The organism is Salinivibrio sp. YCSC6 (assembly GCF_004916735.1).
Taxonomy (GTDB): Bacteria; Pseudomonadota; Gammaproteobacteria; order Enterobacterales; family Vibrionaceae; genus Salinivibrio; species Salinivibrio proteolyticus.
In genome coordinates, this window is sequence record NZ_CP039517.1 from 275,058 (window position 1) to 295,726 (window position 20,669).

The 20,669-nt window shown below is 49.6% G+C and carries 18 protein-coding genes; 12 read left to right on the plus strand and 6 right to left on the minus strand.

The window, feature by feature from the left end:
* The first annotated feature begins 31 nt into the window (after positions 1–31).
* Positions 32–1,417: a multicopper oxidase family protein gene (locus tag E8E00_RS15120; RefSeq protein ID WP_096632781.1), complete on the plus strand. Its 1,386-nt coding sequence runs from the start codon at positions 32–34 to the stop codon at positions 1,415–1,417.
* Between the two features lie 83 nt (positions 1,418–1,500).
* On the opposite strand, the gene E8E00_RS15125 is transcribed toward E8E00_RS15120, so the two are convergent.
* Positions 1,501–3,459 (minus strand): methyl-accepting chemotaxis protein, encoded by a 1,959-nt coding sequence (locus E8E00_RS15125; protein ID WP_096632196.1) that lies wholly within the window; start codon positions 3,457–3,459, stop codon positions 1,501–1,503.
* 243 nt (positions 3,460–3,702) lie between these two features.
* Here E8E00_RS15125 and E8E00_RS15130 point away from each other — a divergent pair, with 243 nt between their 5' ends.
* Positions 3,703–4,050, plus strand: a complete 348-nt coding sequence (locus tag E8E00_RS15130) for a carboxymuconolactone decarboxylase family protein (RefSeq protein WP_077481653.1) — start codon at positions 3,703–3,705, stop codon at positions 4,048–4,050.
* Between the two features lie 70 nt (positions 4,051–4,120).
* Here E8E00_RS15130 and gcvT read toward each other — a convergent pair whose 3' ends face one another.
* Entirely contained in the window at positions 4,121–5,236 is a 1,116-nt protein-coding gene (gene gcvT, locus E8E00_RS15135; RefSeq protein ID WP_096632194.1) for a glycine cleavage system aminomethyltransferase GcvT, read from the minus strand.
* 82 nt (positions 5,237–5,318) lie between these two features.
* Positions 5,319–5,921, minus strand: coding sequence for a helix-turn-helix domain-containing protein (locus tag E8E00_RS15140; protein ID WP_077454961.1), 603 nt, complete (start codon positions 5,919–5,921; stop codon positions 5,319–5,321).
* Positions 5,922–6,574: 653 nt separating this feature from the next.
* Between E8E00_RS15140 and E8E00_RS15145 the strand changes: the two genes are divergently transcribed.
* From E8E00_RS15145 to E8E00_RS15185, 9 genes are all read left to right on the plus strand, one after another.
* Entirely contained in the window at positions 6,575–7,975 is a 1,401-nt protein-coding gene (locus tag E8E00_RS15145) for an L-serine ammonia-lyase (protein WP_096632191.1), read from the plus strand.
* 28 nt (positions 7,976–8,003) lie between these two features.
* Complete coding sequence (locus E8E00_RS15150) at positions 8,004–9,302, plus strand: serine hydroxymethyltransferase (protein WP_096632189.1); 1,299 nt, start codon at positions 8,004–8,006, stop codon at positions 9,300–9,302.
* Between the two features lie 97 nt (positions 9,303–9,399).
* Entirely contained in the window at positions 9,400–9,777 is a 378-nt protein-coding gene (gene gcvH, locus E8E00_RS15155; RefSeq protein WP_077454958.1) for a glycine cleavage system protein GcvH, read from the plus strand.
* Positions 9,778–9,792: 15 nt separating this feature from the next.
* Positions 9,793–12,657: an aminomethyl-transferring glycine dehydrogenase gene (gcvP, locus tag E8E00_RS15160; RefSeq protein WP_096632186.1), complete on the plus strand. Its 2,865-nt coding sequence runs from the start codon at positions 9,793–9,795 to the stop codon at positions 12,655–12,657.
* Between the two features lie 217 nt (positions 12,658–12,874).
* A complete protein-coding gene (locus tag E8E00_RS15165; protein WP_136588403.1) occupies positions 12,875–13,654 on the plus strand; it encodes an ABC transporter substrate-binding protein in 780 nt (259 codons plus the stop codon).
* 361 nt (positions 13,655–14,015) lie between these two features.
* Positions 14,016–14,273 carry a hypothetical protein gene (locus E8E00_RS15170; protein WP_096632180.1) on the plus strand — a complete coding sequence of 86 codons (258 nt, stop codon included), beginning with the start codon at positions 14,016–14,018 and terminating at the stop codon, positions 14,271–14,273.
* Positions 14,249–14,752: an ABC transporter substrate-binding protein gene (locus E8E00_RS15175; RefSeq protein ID WP_096632177.1), complete on the plus strand. Its 504-nt coding sequence runs from the start codon at positions 14,249–14,251 to the stop codon at positions 14,750–14,752. Before E8E00_RS15170 ends, E8E00_RS15175 begins: the two co-directional genes overlap by 25 nt.
* A gap of 224 nt (positions 14,753–14,976) precedes the next feature.
* Complete coding sequence (locus E8E00_RS15180) at positions 14,977–15,753, plus strand: ABC transporter substrate-binding protein (RefSeq protein ID WP_136588404.1); 777 nt, start codon at positions 14,977–14,979, stop codon at positions 15,751–15,753.
* 112 nt (positions 15,754–15,865) lie between these two features.
* The gene (locus E8E00_RS15185; protein ID WP_069587525.1) at positions 15,866–16,273 is read left to right on the plus strand and encodes a hypothetical protein; all 408 of its coding nucleotides are present in this window, start codon (positions 15,866–15,868) and stop codon (positions 16,271–16,273) included.
* A gap of 86 nt (positions 16,274–16,359) precedes the next feature.
* On the opposite strand, the gene E8E00_RS15190 is transcribed toward E8E00_RS15185, so the two are convergent.
* Both E8E00_RS15190 and E8E00_RS15195 read right to left on the minus strand, forming a co-directional pair.
* Positions 16,360–18,012 carry a phosphoethanolamine transferase gene (locus E8E00_RS15190; RefSeq protein ID WP_096632172.1) on the minus strand — a complete coding sequence of 551 codons (1,653 nt, stop codon included), beginning with the start codon at positions 18,010–18,012 and terminating at the stop codon, positions 16,360–16,362.
* The gene (locus E8E00_RS15195) at positions 18,009–18,374 is read right to left on the minus strand and encodes a diacylglycerol kinase (RefSeq protein ID WP_096632170.1); all 366 of its coding nucleotides are present in this window, start codon (positions 18,372–18,374) and stop codon (positions 18,009–18,011) included. Before E8E00_RS15195 ends, E8E00_RS15190 begins: the two co-directional genes overlap by 4 nt.
* A gap of 291 nt (positions 18,375–18,665) precedes the next feature.
* Between E8E00_RS15195 and E8E00_RS15200 the strand changes: the two genes are divergently transcribed.
* On the plus strand, positions 18,666–18,839 hold the full coding sequence (locus E8E00_RS15200) for a DUF6435 family protein (RefSeq protein WP_136588405.1): 174 nt from the start codon (positions 18,666–18,668) through the stop codon (positions 18,837–18,839).
* Here the strand turns inward: E8E00_RS15200 and E8E00_RS15205 are convergent.
* On the minus strand, positions 18,836–20,647 hold the full coding sequence (locus E8E00_RS15205) for an ABC transporter transmembrane domain-containing protein (protein ID WP_096632167.1): 1,812 nt from the start codon (positions 20,645–20,647) through the stop codon (positions 18,836–18,838). The two genes, E8E00_RS15200 and E8E00_RS15205, sit on opposite strands and share 4 nt — an antisense overlap.
* Between the last annotated feature and the right edge of the window lie 22 nt (positions 20,648–20,669).

The window sequence follows — 20,669 nt, forward strand, 5'->3', positions numbered from 1 at the left end:
AGGTATTCTTATGACTTGCCGTGACCAAGGCATGCCAGCGCATGGCCTCACTCGACGTCGCTTTCTCCAATCTTCCGCTGCTTTCGCTGCGTTGTCCGCCCTTCCTGCTTGCTCGCTGGTATCCGCATCACGAGATAATGGCATGTGGGAATATCACTTAAGCGCTGAGCCAAGCACTGCGTCTTTAGTGCCCGGCCATCAAACGGATGTATTGGCGTTTAACGGCAAGATCCCTGCGCCCACGATTCGCTGCCGTCAGGGCGAGCCTGTGACGATTCACTTTACCAATAACCTTAATGAACCCACCACCATTCATTGGCATGGACTCCGTATTCCGATTGAAATGGACGGTGTACCCTTTTTATCCCAACCCCCTATTCAGCCGGGCGAAACCTTTACTTATCGCTTTACACCGCCTGACGCTGGCACCTTTTGGTATCACCCTCACATGAACTCTGTGGTGCAATTGGGCAAAGGCTTGGTAGGCACCATTGTGGTGGAAGAGGCGTCGCCGGTCGCGTTTGACGAAGAGCATGTACTCATGCTCAAACATTGGCACCTCGACCCCCAAGGGCAATGGAAAGATCTCGCCATTCCTCGTTACAGCGCCCGAATGGGAACGCCGGGTGAATGGGGCACGGTGAATGGTGTTCATCAACCTAAGTATGAACTACAAGAAAATGCCACCACTCGCCTGCGTTTAGCCAACGTCGATAATACCCTGACTTATCCTATTCAAGTCCGCGGTGCGGACGCTTGGATTGTTGCCATTGACGGTAATCCGATCGCGACGCCTCGACGACTCGAAGAGCACAAGATCGCGCCCGGTATGCGACTAGATATTGGTTTGGTCGCCCCCAAAGCCGGAACCAATGTTGAGATCATGTACATGAAAGGCCGCTTTCCTTTCCTACTGGCTAGCTTTACCACAACGCCATCCACCTTGGTCGAAAAACCTTTGCCCGCCCTGCCACTTAATCCAGTGGCCACTCCTGACTTGGCGAATGCGGAAACGCGACACTTTGTCTTTGAATGGGCCGGCGCAATCACACCCGCCGATAAGCAAGGCAAAGGGAAGCACGAATTTTGGCTGATGAACAAACGCGCATGGGAGGGAATGAGCAAAGGCAACATTCCCGAACCGATCGCAACGCTCGAACGGGGCAAAACCTATATTTTCGATTTAAAGAATGTCACTCAGTACCACCACCCAATCCATTTACATGGTCATACCTTTACCGTGCTGGAAATGGACGGTAAACCCGTGACACCTTTCCATACCGATACCGTGCTATTGGGTAAAAATGGCCACGCCAAGGCAGCGTTTGTGGCCGATAACCCTGGCCGGTGGATGTATCATTGTCATGTCATTGAGCACATGAAAACCGGTCTAATGGGGTTTGTTGAAGTGGTGTAGCAATAAACATCACGCGCATAATAAAACGGCGAGCCTACCTGCTCGCCGTTCCTCTTTGGCGCTCCTGTTTAAAGATAGCGCCGTTATGTGCTGGGTTTGTCGGTTTTGAATCGGTTTACCAACTCTGAGAGTTCAGTCGCCACCATACGTAACTCGGCCGCCGTTGCGTTAGTTTGTTCCGCGGTTTCAGCAGCACTATTCGCACCATCCAATACGTTGGTCACATTCTGATTAATGTCTTCCGATACCGAGTGCTGTTCTTCTGTTGCGGTGGCAATTTGCGCGGCCATATCATGGATCTGCCCCACCAACTCTTGAATAGTACCAAATACACTCAGGGCTTCTTCGGTTGCCTCGGTGGTCGTCTGCGAGTGTTCCACACTGCCCTGTAGCTTTTCTGACAGCTGGCTAGTCCGTTGAGTCAAGGCTTGTAACAACTCGTCAATTTCTTCGGTCGATTTGGTGGTCTTTTGCGACAGCACCCGAACCTCATCCGCCACTACGGCAAAGCCTCGCCCATGCTCCCCCGCACGTGCAGACTCTATCGCCGCATTCAGCGCCAATAGGTTGGTTTGCTCGGCAATACCACGAATGGTATCCAGCATAGCGGTGATATTGTCGTTTTCTTTCGTAAGCTCAGCCATGGCGCTATCCGCTTCGTTGAGCGTGGTCGCCATTTCTTGCACTGCTGCGCGCGTGTTATTCATCAAGGCCATGCCGCGATCAACTTCTGATTGGCATTGCTGCGCCGAATCAGCCGTCTGATTACAGTTTTGCGATACCTCATTAGCCGTCGCGACCATTTGATGGAACGCGGTCGCAATCTGCTCGAGCCCTGAGCGCTGCTGGTGACTCGCGCCATCCAGCTGCTCAGCAAACTGGGTGGTATGATCGGCATGAGATGTGAGCTTTAGCGAGCGATCTTTAATGCCAATAATCAGCTCTTGGATCACATCCACAAACTGGTTAAAGGCAGTGGCAGTCGTGCCTAGCTCATCTTTGCTGGTTACCGGCAAACGTTTAGTTAAGTCACCTTCACCGCTTGCCGCATCACTGAGCCCATCACTCACCGCAACAATCGAGGCAGAGATTCGGTTAACCATAAAGAAGCCCAGCACCCCGAAAATCACCACTAAAAGTACACCAATCGAGATAATCACGGTTTGCAGTTGATTCACCTGCCCTAACACTTCTTGCTGAGGCACAATACCAATTAAACGCCAGCCGCTATCGGGCGCTTGATACTGGTTAACAAAATAAGACTCACCGTCAAATGACACCGCCTTGAGCGAACGGCTTAGCGATTGACCGCTGTAGACGCTATTCACGCCATCCACAGATTCAAAGTTGTTATCTGGGTTATTAGGATCGGCCAAGACGGTGCCGGTATCTTCCACCAGCACAATGTAACCTGACTGGCCGAGCGTGACCTCGCCAAGCATATTGGTCAATGCCTCCAAGGTAACATCAACACCCACTACCCCGGTTAACCCATCTTGCGCAGGAAACTCCATCACATAATCCAGTAAAGGTGCGCCCGATGTAATATCTTGGTATGCCGGCACGCGCACAGGGTTATTACCACTTCCTAATCCGGTTTGATACCAAGGGCGCTGCCGAGGGTCGTAATCGCCAGACTCCCCTTGCGGCCACTGAATGTAGCCCCCATCGCTTAAACCGAGAAAGACATAGGCGAAATCATCACGCGAATTACCCATTGCATCCAATAATTTGAACGCACGGGCTTCGGCCGGACTATTCTGAAGCGATGTCATTGGCTTTGACGGGCCCATGTATTTGGCGACACTGCCATCCAGCTCTTGCAACGCTTGGCTATTGGCTAACATTTTCGCATTAGCAGACAGGCCTTGTAGATAGAACTTAAACGCATTACCAATGTGCTGCATTTCTTTGTATGAGCTTTGTTCGTAGCTGATTAAGGTACTTGTTCGAAACTTATACAAGGCGACGACACTAATAATCAGGGTCGGCAGTACCACCCCTGTCAACACAATGGCTAAAATGCGTTTTTTAATACTCATAACTGACCCCCGTCAGTGACTACCTACCGTTCAGCATTAACATGTCAACTATCAATAGTGACTTATTGAGACTAGAACAGGCATTTACAGGCAGCCATAAAAAAGCGGATTTAACGGCGCTGGCAAATCGAAACCAACAGGGAGAGAAAGATTTCTAGGCAATCAATTATAAATCATGGACACGGATTGCATCCTACACACAAAGCAAATATATTAGTCAAAGCTAAAATAAAAGGTGGGACTATGACCAAGAAAAACTATCAAGAAATCAATGAGCAACAATTGGCGTTAAATAAACAATTTAAAGCAAACAGCAGTGAGACTCTGGCGGCATTTGGTCAGCTTCATCGTGCCGCAATGGCTGAAGGCGACCTTGATGTAAAAACCAAAGAGTTGATTGCACTAGGGATTGGTATTGCCGCGCGTTGCGATGGCTGTATCGGCGCACATGTTGCCGCCGCATTAAAGCACGGCGCCACCAAGCAAGAGTGTGTTGAGGCGATCAACGTTGCCATTTTAATGGGCGGCGGCCCGTCGTTGATTTATGGTGCGCAAGCCCTAGAGGCAGTTGAGCAGCTTAGCAACGCGTAACCTTATTGCTCACTGCCCATAAAAAAGCGCAGCTGATTGACGCTGCGCTTTTTATTCTCCGTCGCCCTAGTTAGCCGCGATAATACCGCTGCGGTACAAAGGGCATTTTCTCGACGGTCATGGGCAGCTTTTTACCACGTACTTCGGCAAACACCTCCGTGCCCACCGCGGTAAATTCCGGTGACACATACGCCATCGCAACCGGCATGCCTTTAGTGGGACCAAAGGTACCACTGGTCACGATACCAATTTCGTTATCGTTGGCATCGAACAGCTTGCTGCCTTCACGCACAGGCGCTTTGCTTTGGCCCAAGAGACCAATTCGCTTACGGCTGACCGCTTTAGTGGCCATCTGCTCGAGAATTTTCGCCTCACCGGGGAAGCCACCGGCGCGCTCACCCTCCGCACGACGTACCTTACTGATCGCCCAAATAAGGCTCGCTTCGATCGGCGTAGTGGTGGTATCCAAATCATGACCATACAGGCACAAACCACATTCTAAACGCAGTGAATCACGTGCACCTAGGCCAATCCATTCCACGTCGTCATTGGCAAGCAGCGCTTTGGCGAGCGATTCTGCGTGCTCCGCCGGCACCGAAATCTCAAACCCATCTTCACCGGTGTAGCCCGAGCGACTCACTACACACTCAATGCCATTGATGGTAATTGGCTGAATATCCATAAAGACCATCTCGCTCACTTGCGGATTGAACGCGGCAAGTACCTTCGCAGCCTTTGGGCCTTGTAGTGCCAACAACGCACGATCATCAAGCACCTCGACGGTCACATCCCCTTTCAAGTTATCGCGCAGATGCTGAATGTCCTGTGCTTTGCAGGCGGCGTTAACGACCAGAAAGAGATGATCGCCTAGGTTGGCAATCATGAGGTCATCCAAAATACCGCCTTGTGCATTGGTAAACACGCCATAACGTTGTTTGCCTGCCGGTAAATCAATGACATCAACAGGCACTAAGGCTTCTAGCGCGTTGGCTGCATCCTTTCCGTCCAGACGAACCTGCCCCATATGCGATACATCAAACAGACCTGCGTGTTCGCGGCAATGGAGATGCTCTTTGCGAACACCGAGCGCATATTGGACGGGCATATCATAGCCAGCAAAAGGGACCATCTTTGCGCCCATCTCAATGTGCAATGCGTGTAGTGGGGTCGTTAGTAACTCTGCCATTGTTCACTCCATGTTCTGCCTAAATGGCGATAAAAAGTAATGCTAGTCGACGGTGCGCGTCGCCAGTTTTCGTGACATTGCGTTAGGATGCGGTCACCCACAAGATGAGTGCGTCATCCTCGCTGACCGATGCCAACATATGTCCCATCGTGGCATCGTAATAAACACTGTCTCCCTCATTGAGGGTGATCGCTTCATAAAACTCAGAGTAAAAGCGAATGCTGCCTTCCAACACCAGCAAAAACTCTTCACCATCGTGACGGATCCAGTCACTGTAATCTTCAAAAGCGCGGGCACGGACACGCGACTTAAATGGCATCATCTTTTTGTTACTAAGTTGCGTTGCCAGTAGCTCGTGTTCATAGGTGCCGGTTGGATGCGCCTTACCCTGACCGGCTCGTGTGATATCACGGCGCCCTGTTGCTTGCCGTTTTTTGGGTGGCGCAAACAACTGAGGCACGTCAATGTCTAGGCCGTGAGCGAGTTTTTGCATCGCTTGGAAAGTCGGGGAGATTTGCTCATTCTCTATCTTTGATAAGGTCGAGCGCGCTAATCCCGTGCGTTGACTTGCTTCTTCGAGCGTCAGCCCTAACCCCACTCGAATCGCTTTTAATCGTGGGCCCAACCGCAACGGCGCAATGGGGGCGTGCGGTTCATCCTCCCTTTGTGCTTTTTCTACCTGCATTGAGGGATACACATCCTGTGTTAAGTGGTCTGTTGACACCGTTGTTCGGCCTCCGCGCTAACATGGTTAACTCTACTAATTTGGCATTCTGACATATCCCACCGTCGAGCGGCATCGGCATAGTTAACACTTTTAACAAAAAAGTTTCCTATTGGAAATATCGTCCTGTTGAACAAGGTGCCACCGCCTCGTTCCCCTCAAATTCGTGAATCAATGGAACGCCGCCAATACGCTTAAAAGGAAAAGTCCATAAATGACAAGTAGTCATGGCGTTGCGATGCAAAAAACGATGATGAGAAACCCGACGCTGTTTGCAATTTACCTCAGCATAGGATAAAAAGGCAAACGTTTGCGTCGCAAAGTTGATCGTATAGCCAGAGGTCGTTATGTCATCGCGATCACAACATAGGTTTCCTATTGGAAATTTATTTTGCGGAAAAGTTACGGCTTAGGTACGTTAACAAAATGTTTAAATCATCACCAGCGCGTGCCGGTTGTTATCACTCTCGCCGCTTGCAGCGACCTGTTTCAGGTAGCGTTCTGTGGCAAGGATATAAACTGTAGGTAGCACTGCTGATGAGTGAGCAATGCAAGGTGTCTACAAAGACATCTACCAACAACAATACGTACCTTACCTGTGTAGGAGACATGCCATGAGTCACAGCATGTTTGACCTGTTTAAAGTCGGTGTCGGACCCTCCAGCTCGCACACCGTTGGGCCAATGTTGGCCTGCGCACGCTTTTCACAATTCGCGATCCAAACACTCTCGCTCGATGCGATTCATCGCGTGAGCGTCGATTTATACGGCTCCTTGGCGTTAACCGGAAAGGGCCACGCCACGGACGTCGCGTGTGTGATGGGGCTAATGGGCGAAATGCCCGCCACCATCGAATCAGACGACATAGAAACCATGACCAAAATGGTTAAAAACGGCGGCGAACTGCCCTTTGCTGGTAGTCATTATGTCCCGTTTAGTTGGGATGCGGATTTGGTGTTTCACTACGATCAGGTGTTACCCGCCCATCCCAATGGCATGACCGTCAGTGTTTATGACAAAAAAGACAAATGCTTGGCACGAAAAACCTATTTTTCGGTCGGCGGTGGATTTGTGGTGGAAGAAGGTGAAACGGATGCGCTGGCCTCCGACTTTACGCCCCCCTATCCGTTTAAAAGTGCGGCAGAGTTACTTGAGCAATGCAAAAAAACGGGCATGACAATCAGTGAGTTGATGTTTACCAATGAAATTGCGCAAGCTCAGTATACCGACCCCAGTGCGACGCGGGATACCGTCAATCAAGGGCTCGATCATATTTGGCAAGTGATGCGCGAGTGCATCGACCGCGGTATTCAACAAGGCGGCGTCTTACCCGGCGGTTTAAACATTAAGCGACGCGCTAAAGGGATGTACGACGCCATTCATGACAAACAAGCGCATGGATTACCGACAGACAGCAATGATTGGGTCAATCTGTTTGCCATGGCAGTCAACGAAGAAAATGCCGCCGGTGGCCGAGTGGTTACCGCGCCGACCAATGGCGCAGCAGGTGTGATCCCAGCGGTGTTGGCGTATTACGACAAGTTTGTCTCGCCCAACAATCCAGAAGGTATTCGTACCTTTTTAGCGACTTCTGCCGCGATTGGTTCCTTGTATAAAACCAATGCGTCGATCTCGGCGGCCGAGGTGGGTTGCCAAGGGGAAATCGGAGTCGCCTGTTCCATGGCAGCAGCGGGGCTCGCTGCTGCCATGGGAGGCACCAATGCGCAGATTGAAAACGCAGCAGAGATCGGCATGGAGCACAACCTAGGGCTCACTTGCGATCCCATTAATGGCTTGGTGCAGGTGCCCTGCATCGAACGCAACACTATGGGTGCAGTGAAGGCGATTAACGCAACCCGCCTCGCATTGGGCGGTGATGGTGAACACCATGTGTCACTCGATAGCGTGATAAAAACCATGCACGAAACAGGGCTCGACATGATGAGCAAGTACAAGGAAACCTCGCAAGGCGGCCTTGCTACCAATGTGATCCCAATTAATGTGGTGGCCTGCTAAGCCACGGCCAGTCAACAAGGATGAAGCAATGAAACCCAGCTACCCAAACGTGGAACTTGAGCAATTCTTCTCAACCAACTTGTCTGAATCAGACGGTGCCGTGATGGCCGCGATTAACGCGGAACATAAACGCCAGCAGCAACAAATCGAATTGATTGCGTCAGAAAACATCGTTTCGCAAGCCGTGATGCAAGCGCAAGGTACCTGCTTAACCAATAAATACGCCGAAGGTTATCCGGGCCGCCGCTATTATGGCGGCTGCGAGCACGTTGACGAAGTCGAAGCCATCGCTCAAGCCCGTGCCAAACAACTGTTTAACTGCGAGTATGTCAATGTGCAGCCGCACTCGGGCGCACAAGCCAACGGCGCGGTAATGCTGGCGCTACTGCAACCCGGTGACACCATTTTAGGTATGTCGCTCGATGCTGGCGGCCACCTCACTCATGGCGCGCGCCCTGCACTATCGGGTAAATGGTTTAACGCCGTGCAGTATGGCGTGAGTCGAAACAACTTAGAAATTGATTACGATGAAGTCGCTGTGCTGGCTCGAGAGCATCAACCCAAGATGATTATCGCCGGCGGCAGCGCGATCCCTCGCCATATCGATTTCGCCCGTTTCCGCGCCATTGCCGATGAAGTAGGCGCGTACCTGGTGGTTGATATGGCGCATATCGCTGGCTTGGTTGCCACGGGCGCCCATCCCTCGCCATTGCCGCATGCGCATGTGGTCACTACCACTACCCATAAAACCCTACGTGGCCCGCGCGGTGGCATGATCCTCACCAATCACGAAGACATCAACAAAAAGATCAATTCAGCAGTGTTCCCCGGTCTGCAAGGCGGTCCACTGATGCACGTGATTGCGGCCAAAGCCGTTGCATTGGGTGAGGCATTAGAGCCTGAGTTTAAACTGTATATTGATCAAGTGGTTGCTAACGCCAAAGCGCTCGCGGAAGTGCTCCAAGCCCGTGGCTGCGACATTGTTACCGGCGGCACCGATACCCACTTGATGCTGGTTGATTTGCGCCCGAAAGGCTTAAAGGGCAATCAAACTGAGCAAGCACTTGAGCGTGCTGGGATCACCTGTAACAAAAACGGCATTCCCTTTGATACCGAAAAGCCCATGATCACCTCCGGCATTCGCCTCGGCACCCCAGCCGGCACTAGCCGCGGTTTCGGCACCGATGAATTTCGTCAAATCGGCGAATGGATAGGCGATGTGTTGGATGCCCTCGTCGAGGCGCCAGACGGCAACGCCGACATCGAGGCACGCGTGCGTAAAGACGTGCAACAACTTTGCGCACGTTTCCCCCTGTATCGCCAATAAATTGAATTTAAGAGCTGGCGTCACCAACGCCACCTCATTTTACATTGTAAATCGCTCATTGTTTGAGCAGCTCGTATTTAAAGCAGGAGAGTAACAAATGGACGCGACACTGAAGTTTTCGAAAAGCCATGAGTGGGTTAAAGACAATGGCGATGGCACTGTCACTATGGGGATCACTGATCATGCCCAAGAACTGCTTGGTGATGTCGTGTTTGTCGATCTACCCGAGGTTGGCGACAGTACTGAACAAGGTGAGAGCTTCTCTTTGGTGGAATCAGTGAAAGCCGCGTCTGACATCTATGCCCCCGTGGATGGTGAAGTCGTCGCTATCAATGAAGATTTGGAAGATAGTCCAGAGCTGGTCAACGAAGCACCCTTTGAAGGTGGATGGATTGCCAAAATTAAGCTGGCTGACGATACCAATTTGGATCACTTGATGGATGCAGACGCGTACGCGGCAACGATTGAAGACTAATTCAGGACGAATACCATGACGCAAACTCGTTTACTCGATAACCTAGTGGCCGATAATGATTTTATCGCGCGCCACAATGGTCCCGATACCAATCAGCAAAATGCGATGCTGGCGGCGATTAATGCCACCAGCCTTGAGCACTTAATTGAAGAAACTGTCCCTGCTGACATTCGCTTGCCAAAACCGCTAAACCTGAGTGCGCCCAAAAGCGAAACCCAGATGCTGGCCGAGCTTAGCAACATTGCCGCGCAAAACACCATTAAGCGCAGCCTGATCGGCCAAGGCTACTACCACACACATACTCCACCGCCTATTTTGCGCAATGTGCTAGAAAACCCGGGCTGGTACACGGCTTATACCCCCTATCAGCCCGAGATCTCGCAAGGCCGATTAGAATCGTTGCTGAACTTCCAGCAAATGGTGATGGACTTAACGGGGATGGATTTGGCCAACGCATCGCTGCTCGACGAAGCCACCGCAGCCGCGGAAGCCATGACCCTGTGTAAGCGTGGCGGCAAGCACAAAGGCAACGCCTTTTTTGTTGCCAGCGATGTGCACCCACAAACCTTGGATGTGATTAAAACGCGCGCCACCTTCTTAGGCTATGACATCATTGTTGATGACACCGACACGCTGAATCAGTACGACGTATTTGGCGCCCTGCTCCAGTATCCTGGCACCACCGGTGAAGTACGCGATCTCGGCGCACTTATTGCAGACGCACAAAGCAAGAAGACACTGGTTGCGGTCGCTACCGATCTACTTTCACTCACCTTGCTCAAAGCACCGGGTGAAATGGGCGCGGATGTGGTGATTGGCTCGGCACAACGCTTTGGTGTACCTATGGGTTACGGTGGCCCACACGCCGCCTTTATGGCCACGCGTGACAAGCTCAAGCGCACCATGCCAGGCCGTGTGATTGGCGTATCGGTCGATAGCAAAGGCAACCAAGCCCTGCGCATGGCGATGCAAACGCGCGAGCAACATATTCGCCGTGAAAAAGCGACCTCCAATATTTGTACCGCCCAAGCCTTGCTCGCCAACATGGCTGCTTTTTATGCGGTATATCACGGTCCAGAAGGCTTAAAGAAAATTGCCCGACGTGTGCATCATCTCACCGCGTTGTTTGCCAAATCGTTACAAGCGGCGGGATTGAGCCTTACTCACGACAGCTTCTTTGATACCGTCACGCTCAACACAGGCGAGCAAACCGATGCCTTGTACCAACAAGCGCAAGATGCCGGTTTTAATCTGCGTAAATTGGATGGCCAGCTCGGCGTGAGCTTTGATGAAGCGAGCACGCTAGCAGAAGTCAATCAATTACTTACCGCGCTTACCGGTCAAGGCAATGCGGAAGCCTTGGCGAGCGATATTGAAGCCGATGAATTTGCCGCGATCCCTGCCGCATGCCGCCGAAGCAGTGAATACCTGACGCACCCCGTCTTTAATCGCTATCACAGTGAAACCAAGCTGATGCGCTATATGAAGGCGTTGGAAAACAAAGATTTCTCTCTCACCCACGGTATGATCCCGCTGGGCAGCTGTACCATGAAGCTAAACGCCGCGGCCGAGATGATCCCCGTCACCTGGCCAGAGTTTGGCGCCCTGCACCCGTTTGTGCCATTGGAGCAAGCCAAAGGCTATCAATCACTGGGCAAATCACTGCGTGACATGCTGTGTGAAATCACCGGCTACGACGAGATTTCCATGCAGCCGAACTCAGGCGCGCAAGGGGAGTATGCGGGCTTAATCGCGATTCAGCGCTACCATGAAAGCCGTGGTGACAGTCACCGCAATGTGTGCTTGATCCCGAGCTCCGCGCACGGCACCAATCCTGCCTCCGCGGCCATGGTCTCAATGAAAGTGGTTGTCGTTGGCTGTGATAACGACGGCAACATCGATATTGATGATCTGAAAGCCAAGATCGATAAACACCGCGATGCGCTCTCCTGCATTATGATCACCTACCCATCGACACATGGTGTGTACGAAGAAACCGTGCAGCAAGTGTGCGAGCTGGTGCACGAGGCTGGCGGCCAAGTTTACTTGGATGGCGCCAACATGAATGCGCAAGTAGGGCTGACAACGCCGGGCTACATTGGCTCAGACGTCTCGCACCTCAACCTGCACAAAACCTTCTGTATTCCCCACGGTGGCGGCGGCCCAGGCATGGGACCGATTGGCGTGAAATCGCACCTTGCGCCTTTCCTTCCCGGCCATGTCGAGCAAGGCGACGAATTTGCCGTCTCGGCTGCACCTATGGGTAGCGCCTCGATTCTTCCTATTTCATGGGCGTACATCGCCATGATGGGTGAACAAGGCCTGACGCGCGCGACCGAGTTGGCGATTCTCGGTGCCAACTATGTGATGGAGCGTTTGCGTCCCTACTACCCCGTGCTTTATCGCGGCAAAAACGGACGCATTGCACACGAATGTATTATCGACATTCGTCCGCTCAAAGAGGCATCCGGCATCAGCGAAGAAGACATCGCCAAACGCTTGATGGATTATGGCTTCCACGCGCCGACCATGTCGTTCCCGGTCGCGGGCACCCTAATGGTTGAGCCGACCGAAAGTGAAAGCCAAGAGGAATTGGATCGCTTCTGTGATGCCATGATTGCCATCCGCGAGGAAATTGCCAAGGTGCAAGACGGTGAGTGGACGCTGGAAGACAACCCATTGGTCAATGCGCCCCACACCCAAGCAGATCTGATGGCTGACGAATGGTCTCACGCCTATTCACGTGAGTTGGCTTGCTTCCCATCTGCCCATAACAAGGCAAGCAAATACTGGCCATCAGTCAACCGTGTCGATAACGTCTACGGTGACCGCAACCTGATTTGCTCTTGCCCTAGCATTGAAAGCTATATGGATGAGTAATCGACTCCGCTTTCGGCAATAGTGATTTTAAAGGCGAGCCGCTCGGTTCGCCTTTGTTATTGTTGAGTGCTATCCATCATTGGGGTTCAACAACCTATAGTGGCAGCCTCGTCTAATATCGCTCTCCGCAACACCTCACTCAGCGAAATTTTCCCCCGCCTTATACTTGTAGGCTAAAATGAAGGCAATCCGCCATGGTACTGGGAGTGATTAGGCTTTGCTGAATTTATGTCGACGTCCTACTGTACGCTTGCTATTGATGGTACTGCTGTTGGGAATGGCCGGAATGGTTCATGCTACTACGTCAACCGTACGTTTAGTCACGCAAGAATATCCACCTTATATTCAAACAGCGGATGGTTCAGTGGATGGTGTAGCGGTGCGGGTGGTCAGTCGAGCCTTCGCAAAGCTGGGCTACGATGTCGAGATTGAAGTGCTGCCATGGGCGCGAGCACTCTATAAAGTCCGCACCGGCCTAGCGGACGGTATATTCACCATTTTCAAAACGTCAGAGCGTGAAACCTTTCTCGATTATTCTCAGCAGGTATTATTTCAACAAGAGATCCGAGTAGTTCACCGCTCCAATGTCAGAATCTTTGAAGACGCCATTCAATCGTTCGATTTTGGCGCTTACTCCTCCGTCTGCGTGATCAACCAATTCAGTTACGGCAGCCGAATAGATACTGCCTTGGCACAAAATCAATTCGATCAGGTTTTGCGTCTAACGCTTGCACCACAGTGCCTTCGGATGTTGGAAAGTGGCCGCGCACGCTTGTGGATCAGCAACTATTTTGGGGCACGCGCCCTGATTAACCAGCTCAATATGAAGGATATGGTCACGATCAATCCTCATCCTATCGAAGATACCCCCAGTTACATTGCGTTTTCTAAAGCAAAAGAACTCTCAACTCTGCGTGACCAATTTGATCACGCATTAGCAGACATGAAAGCGACCGGAGAATATCAAGCCATCGTTGATGACTTTTTTAATGATTAATCGCTGACATTCCTGCACAAGGTTTTAGAAGCGGATGAAAAACGCTTAACCGATTGTTCTCCGAGCACCGCTGCACTCTGTACAATCTGAAAAGGCAGTTTTAAGACACACTATGAAATCTATCTCTCTCGGAGGATCTTGCCGTCGACCAACACTGCACCGTTGCTGAAACCGCGGCCGGCTTTAGTTGGCTACTACATTAATAGATGTAGCCTTTCAGATCGTAGCGTCTTGATTTAATTCCATCAATTAAGCAACAATGCCAGCAAAACTTTAGATGTCGCATACCCGATTTGATTATAATGCCATCATCTACTATACATAATAAGGAAAAATTTATTAAGGCATCGTGGATTAACTAATGAAAATATTATTATTTCTGGCGATCTTTTTTTATTCCTTAAGTGCGTTATCTAAAACCATCATAGTTGCCGGTGACGAATGGTACCCAATGAATGGAGACCCAAAAGCGGATAACCCTGGTTTTATGATAGAAATCGCTGAATTGGCATTGAAAGATAAAGGATTAACGCTTGAGTATCGAATTATGCCTTGGGAAAGAGCTATTAAAAGTGCGAGGGCGAATAGTATTCATTGTATCGTCGCGCTGGGGATTTAGATGCTCCTGGTTTTGTTTTTGGTAAAGAACCATACGGTCTATTTCAAGCCGCATTTTATAAAAATAGAGATGATGATTTCCAATATATTGATTTATCCTCTTTATCGAATCAGAGAGTTGGAACCATATTGGGATATTACTATGATGAAGAAGTAGATGCTTGGCTTGATAGAAATAGTGTGCCCTTAGCGGGGAATGATGCTCTAGAAAAAAACATAAGAAAACTTTTAGCAAAAAGAATCGACTTGATTATAGAGTCTACCGTAGTGATGGGCAGCAAATTAAAGGAAATGAATCTTACTGATAGTATCGTGCCAGCTGGTTTACTTGGTGAAGCATACTTATATATTGCCTGTGGTCCAAATAACCCTGATTCAAAAGATATTGTACAAGCATTAGACGATGGGATTAAATTATTGCGTAAAAACGGCGAGCTAGATGAGATCTTATCTAGATACGGTGTTCAAGACTGGAAATGAGTTATTCCCTGAATTTAGATAATAAATAGTGATGTTAATGGCGAGCCGCTCGGCTCGCGTTTTTTATTGATCCATATCTCCACTATTGCGATTCAACAGCCTGCAATGCCAGCCTTGGCTAAAACCGCCCTCCGTAATATCTCGCTCAGCGAAATTTTCTCCCGTCTTACTGCTTGCTGGCTAAACTTAAGGCAATGCACCAGTTTACTGAGAGTGATTAAGCCTTGCTGAGTTTATGTCGACGCTCTGTTGTACGCGTGCTATTGATGGTACTGCTGTTGGGAATGACCGGAGTAGTCCATGCTGCTACGCCAACCGTGCGCTTAGTCACGTTAGAATACCCGCCCTATATTCAAACCTCGGATGGCCCAGTGGATGGTGTGGCGGTGCGGGTGGTCAGTCGAACGTTCGCCAAGCTGGGCTATGACGTCGAGATTGAAGTGCTGCCATGGGCGCGAGCGCTCTATCAAGTCCGAACCGGCCTAGCGGACGGTATATTCACCATTTTCAAAACACCCGCGCGCGAAGCCTTTCTCGATTACTCTGAGCAGATTTTATTCCAACAAGGGATCCGTTTTGTTCATCGCCCCGATGTCAGTATCTCTGAAGACGCTATTCAATCGTTCAATTTTAGCGCTTACTCCGTCTGCGTGATCAATCAAGTCAGCTACGGCAGCCGAATGGATACTGCCTTGGCGCAAAATCAATTCGATCAGATTTTCCGCCTGACTCGCGCGCCACAGTGTCTTCGGATGTTGGAAAGTGGCCGAGCACGCTTGTGGCTCAGCAATCATTTTGGTGCACGCGCGCTGATTAACCAGCTTAATATGAAGGGTATTGTCGAGATCAACCCCCACCCGATAGAAGACACCCCCAGTTACATTGCCTTTTCTAAAATGCGTGAGCTATCGACCCTACGCGACCAATTTGATCATGCACTAGCAGATATGAAAGCCACCGGAGAGTACCAAGCGATCATTGATGACTTTTTTAATGATTAATCGCTGACATTCCTGCACAAGGTTTTAGAAGCGGCTGACATACGCTTGACAGATTGTTCTGCTGACACCGCTACATTCTGTGCCATCTGAAAAAGCAGTATTAAGGCACACTATGAAACCTATCGCTCTCGGTCTTCTACTTGCAGTGAGTCTCACGGCTCAAGCGATGGCGAAAGAAAAAACCAATATCTCGGCAGGACTTGCCGTTGACCAACAACTGAGCGCTGTCCTAGAAGTCGACGATCACTATCGATTTACCCTCGGCAATGGCGGCACCGCATTTGATTACCTTTTTCAACACGGCACTTTTGATAATCCCGATATCCCGGTTGATTGGTATGTGGGCGCCGGTGGCTGGGCCGAGTGGGATGACGACTATGGCGTGCGTTTGCCGATTGGACTCGATTGGGCCATCAACAAACAGATCAGTGCTTATGGCCAAGTGCACCCAGAGGTCAATTTCCACGGCGGTCCAGAATTGCAACTTGGTGGCGCACTGGGCGTAACCTACTCGTTTTAGATAAGCCTATTCTCATCACGCCAAGCCATGCACATCGGCGAGCCTTATCAAGGCTCGCCCTCTTTTACGAATGATGTCTCATTCGGCTATTGCATCCGGCATGAAGAAAATATGTCATTATCGGGCTGATAGACACGTGTTTCTATGTCCATCACGCCAAGTAACGAATGAAAGATATTATCGTGAGAGTAATGGCCTGTCTCCATCGCCTTTTCACGCAAACACGAGGCGTTGATAGACTTGGCTTGCTTAAAACCATCGGAGAGCCATACCATCAACGGCACTTTCTTCTGGTAATCAGGGGCGAAACGATAAGGAAGACCATGCAAGTAAACACCATTCTCCCCCAATGATTCACCATGATCAGAGACGTACATCATCGCGGTATTATACTGATCACTTTTATCTTTAAGTGTTTCAATCACTTTGCTCAACACATAGTCCGTATAACGGATGGTGTTATCGTAGCTGTTGATGATAGTTTCTCTTTCACAGTTTTCGATATCTGAGCGCGCACAGTCAGGTTGAAAATACGCCATGTCTTTAGGGTAACGCTGAAAGTACGTTGGACCATGACTACCAATCAGATGCAAGAATATAATCCGATTGCCTTGCATTTCATCGATATCGTTATTGAGGTGTTCAATCAGGGCCATATCGTAACATGTACTTCCATTACAAAATGCGTCTTTTCTTCGTCTATCGATTTCTATTTTTTTGACATGTTTAGCTACCCCTTTATCACCGCCATTATTTTCTTTCCATAAGATATCGACCCCTGCTCGTTGCAATATATCCAAAGCATTGTCTTGGTTTTCTGCTCGATGACGATCAAAGTCTTGTCGAGGCAATAGCGAAAACATACAAGGAACCGAAACCGCTGTTGCTGTACCACACGAGGTGACATCACGGAACGAAATCACATCCTGCCCAGCGGTATACGGATTAGTTGGCTTATCATAACCGTTGGCCTGATAGTTCTGAGTCCGTGCAGTTTCACCGACCACGAAAATGAATACGCTAGGTTTATCCAAGGACTGATCAATCGCCCGTTCTGATTGCGTCGCATCGTCGCCCAGCTTTACGTAAGGTATCGGCGACGAAAAGTATTGCTCTTTCACATAACCAGAGAGACTGTAGACATATTGTGTCGGTATAATCAGTTTTCTAAGGTAGCTATTATTTCTGCCTACGGATGCATAGTCTTGGTAATAAAAAACAAATATAATCGCCAGCGCGATTAACGATACAGTGATAGATATAAGCTTATCCCGTAATAATGGAAGCCACATTTTTCCGGCTGGCTGAATGGTACAACGCATTATAAAGATAGCGGGAGCCACACCAATGGCTAACACCCAGATAAGTGCATAGAAACTTAAATACGCCCTTGCCTCTCCGGTATCGGTTTCTACAATATTGGTTATCATATCAACATCAAACATGACTCCGTAATTGTATTCTGCATAGCAAACAATACTGGATAAAAGCACTAAGAAAATAAAAAATGGCTTGGTGAGAATTGGCCATGAAAATAATGAGAACACAATATTTAAAGCAAAGAATAAGAACAGAGGGATAGAAATAACAAATCCGGTCTTCACATCTTCAAGTGATGAAAAAACACTTTGCAACTCTTTATAAAAGGGAACATTTATCACGACGGAAAAGTAGATTGCGACCAACGCGGTAAACATTGTTATGCTTATTCCGCTTGTATGATTTTGACTTTTTCTCATTTTATATTGACCACACATGACACCCACACAAACAGGGTGAGAACAATTGAAAAAAGCACGGCAGATGAGCCAATATCTTTCGCTTTCTTACTATATGCATGCCACTCATCCCCAATACGGTCTATCGCAGCTTCGATGGCTGAGTTCAATAACTCAACAATAAGGACAAGCCCTAAACTCCCTATCATTAAAATGCGTTCGATCGATGTAACTGGAATAAAATAGGCTGTAATCACAAGAACAAAAGCCATCACACACTCTTGCCTGAATGCCGCTTCAGACTTCCACGCCGACTTTAACCCCATCACTGAATAACCGGTCGCATCTATCATTCGATAAATGCCGGTCTTCCCTGGTTTCATATTATTTTTACTATCTGGCTATTTGAGGAGTGATTGAATATATAGAAATAGACTTAAACACTCTGTCCATACTTTGTATGGCTGTGTCATCGTTTGTCGGTCATAGGGAAACGTGGTAAGCAAGATGAGTAATATCCCGCCATCTAAATAAACGGGCAAGATATCTATTTATTTAGCCAGATTCATTCCACGATAAAAAGTGGATACGATAAGTACTAATGCACAGTCGCTGTCATCCAATCAAGAGGTTAGGTCGTAGTGATACCCGTAACCCTCAAATAAGGACACGACATGCTCTCATTTTTAAAGCCGAATCCGGTTAAAAAGCTTAAAAAACAGTATGAAGCTAAGCAGCAACAAGCCTTTCAGGCGCAGCGCAACGGCGATATCCGTGGCTATTCACTGCTTACCGAAGAAGCGGAAAAGATTGACCAACAAATCAAAGCACTGGAAAACAACGCTTAGCCATTTGAGACATGGCTAAATTGCCGTTTTACCAAGCGCTGGTACAGCGGGCAGCGTGCCAGCAAGTCGGTATGGCTGCCTACATCAACAAGCTTACCTTGATCCATGACGACAATGCGGTCAGCGTGCTGAATGGTCGATAAGCGGTGGGCGATAATCAGGGTAGTGCGGTCCCGCATTAAAGCCGCCAAGCCTTGCTGCACCGCATGCTCACTTTCGCTATCAAGGGCACTGGTCGCTTCATCGAGCAATAAAATCCGTGGGTCCTTAAGAATTGCGCGGGCAATCGCAATTCGCTGCCGTTGGCCGCCCGAAAGCCGCACGCCTCGTTCACCTAAAAAGCTGTGATAACCATCCGGTAATTGCTGAATAAAAGCATCAGCGTGCGCTTGAATCGCCGCCTCTTTCACCGCTTGCTCACTGGCATCTGGCCTGCCGTAGCGGATGTTGCCTATCACATCATCGCTGAACAGGGCGGGTTGTTGTGGCACCAGAGCCATTTGTTGGCGCAACGCTTGCGGGGACAAGCTGCGGATATCTTGTCCGCCCAGCATAATCGCGCCTGATTGCGGATCGTAGAAACGTTGCAGTAATTCAAATACGGTGGTTTTCCCCGCTCCCGACGGCCCAACTAACGCCACGACTTCACCGGGCTGAATAACAAGGTTCAGCGTATCAATCGCTGCTTGATGGGGACGCGTGGGATAATGAAAATGCACCGCGTCAAAGCGAATATCATTGCTCAGTGATTGGGCATCGGCAATCGGTGAAGTAGAAGGAGTGCGAATATGGCTTTGCACGTGCAACAGTTCCACCAAGCGCTCCGTCGCGCCTGCCGCGCGTTGCAACTCCCCCATCACTTCCGACAAGGTAGCCATCGAAGAGGCAACCATGATGGCGAAAAATACAAAGGCACCCAGATCCCCTGCTGACATAGTACCTTGAATCACATCGCGACCACCGACCCATAACATGCCAGTAATGGCGCTAAACACAATCACGATCACGCCGGAAATAAGAATGGCTCGTTGTTTCACGCGCTCGCGCCCAATCTGATAGGCACGCTCCACCTCTTGCCCAAATGCGGCTTTAGCGTGATCTTCTACCGCGAAGCTTTGCACGGTTTTAATATTGGTGATGGCTTCACCGGCATAGCTACCCACATCCGCCATCGAATCTTGGCTTTGCCGCGACAACGCCCGCACACGACGGCCATAGATAAGTATTGGCACCAAAATAAAAGGCACGGAGGCCAGCACAATCAAGGTCAATTTAATATTGGTGGCAAACAGCATGATGATGGCGCCCACACACATCAGCGCACTACGCATCGCCATGGAGAAGGAGGAACCGATAATATTTTGCAGCAAGCTGGTATCTGTGGTGATCCGCGACATGATTTCGCCACTACCGTGGGTTTCAAAATAGCTCGGATGTAAGCCAATTACATGATCAAACACTGCTTGGCGAATATCGGCACTGACCCGTTCACCTACCGATGACACCAGATAGAAGCGGAAGAAGGTACCGATCGCGATTAATACCGTGATCAGCAAAATAAACTGTACCGCATTCCCCAGCTCAACCAGTGATTGCTGTGCAAAGCCTTGGTCGATCAAAAGCCGAACGCCGTGTCCAACCGACAGCGTTAGTGATGCGGTAAACACTAAGGCCAGCAAGGCCGCACTCACTTGCCAGCGATAAGGACGAACAAACGCAATCAGCTCCCACAGAACTGTCAGGTTTTTACTGTTGCGACTTGAAGCAGATGGTGTCGAGGCGGTGTGTGTTGAAGCGGAATTGGCCATAAGCTCTACTTAGTGCGGTCCT

What these genes read in the sequence shown, in the direction of transcription:
- E8E00_RS15120 (WP_096632781.1), top strand. Translation starts at nt 32, where the DNA reads ATGCCAGCGCATGGCCTCACTCGACGTCGCTTTCTCCAATCTTCCGCT.
- E8E00_RS15125 (WP_096632196.1), bottom strand. Translation starts at nt 3,459, where the DNA reads ATGAGTATTAAAAAACGCATTTTAGCCATTGTGTTGACAGGGGTGGTA.
- E8E00_RS15130 (WP_077481653.1), top strand. Translation starts at nt 3,703, where the DNA reads ATGACCAAGAAAAACTATCAAGAAATCAATGAGCAACAATTGGCGTTA.
- gcvT (WP_096632194.1), bottom strand. Translation starts at nt 5,236, where the DNA reads ATGGCAGAGTTACTAACGACCCCACTACACGCATTGCACATTGAGATG.
- E8E00_RS15140 (WP_077454961.1), bottom strand. Translation starts at nt 5,921, where the DNA reads ATGCAGGTAGAAAAAGCACAAAGGGAGGATGAACCGCACGCCCCCATT.
- E8E00_RS15145 (WP_096632191.1), top strand. Translation starts at nt 6,575, where the DNA reads ATGAGTCACAGCATGTTTGACCTGTTTAAAGTCGGTGTCGGACCCTCC.
- E8E00_RS15150 (WP_096632189.1), top strand. Translation starts at nt 8,004, where the DNA reads ATGAAACCCAGCTACCCAAACGTGGAACTTGAGCAATTCTTCTCAACC.
- gcvH (WP_077454958.1), top strand. Translation starts at nt 9,400, where the DNA reads ATGGACGCGACACTGAAGTTTTCGAAAAGCCATGAGTGGGTTAAAGAC.
- gcvP (WP_096632186.1), top strand. Translation starts at nt 9,793, where the DNA reads ATGACGCAAACTCGTTTACTCGATAACCTAGTGGCCGATAATGATTTT.
- E8E00_RS15170 (WP_096632180.1), top strand. Translation starts at nt 14,016, where the DNA reads ATGAAAATATTATTATTTCTGGCGATCTTTTTTTATTCCTTAAGTGCG.
- E8E00_RS15185 (WP_069587525.1), top strand. Translation starts at nt 15,866, where the DNA reads ATGAAACCTATCGCTCTCGGTCTTCTACTTGCAGTGAGTCTCACGGCT.
- E8E00_RS15190 (WP_096632172.1), bottom strand. Translation starts at nt 18,012, where the DNA reads ATGAGAAAAAGTCAAAATCATACAAGCGGAATAAGCATAACAATGTTT.
- E8E00_RS15195 (WP_096632170.1), bottom strand. Translation starts at nt 18,374, where the DNA reads ATGAAACCAGGGAAGACCGGCATTTATCGAATGATAGATGCGACCGGT.
- E8E00_RS15200 (WP_136588405.1), top strand. Translation starts at nt 18,666, where the DNA reads ATGCTCTCATTTTTAAAGCCGAATCCGGTTAAAAAGCTTAAAAAACAG.
- E8E00_RS15205 (WP_096632167.1), bottom strand. Translation starts at nt 20,647, where the DNA reads ATGGCCAATTCCGCTTCAACACACACCGCCTCGACACCATCTGCTTCA.